The 433-nt window shown below is 52.7% G+C and carries 1 protein-coding gene; it reads right to left on the minus strand.

The window, feature by feature from the left end:
- Positions 1-433 (minus strand): IS3 family transposase (locus ACM6JQ_RS18425; RefSeq protein WP_414894460.1); only part of this gene is annotated, 433 nt, incomplete at both ends.

Raw genomic sequence — 433 nt, forward strand, 5'->3', positions numbered from 1 at the left:
GCCTTGTTTGGCGCTACTGGATCAAATTTTCTGTTCAGTACATTCTCTGCAATCGGCAGGTCATGATTACTATCGGTTGTGTGTACAAACTTGCGCTTCCAGGCTGAACGCAGTCCGTTAGCCCGCATCAATCGACGGATTTTATACAGCCCGACAAGCATGCCTTTACCGCGCAAAGCGTCGCGCAAAGGGCGGCTGCCGTAGCAGCCTCCACTCTCGGCGAAAGACGCCTTGAGTTGCACAAGAACAGGACAACTCTGCCGAACAGGCGCATCAGCACGCTTCTGAGACTCATAGAAGCCTGAACGACTGATGCTCAGCAACCGACAGACATGTGCCACTGAGTAAGCCTTCTGTTGCAGCTGCCGAACCAGTCGATACCTTACTTCAGCTCGCGGGCAAAGAAGGCGGTAGCCTTTTTTAAGATGTCGTT

It is taken from the genome of Pseudomonas sp. IT-232MI5 (genome assembly GCF_949767845.1).
GTDB lineage: Bacteria > Pseudomonadota > Gammaproteobacteria > Pseudomonadales > Pseudomonadaceae > Aquipseudomonas.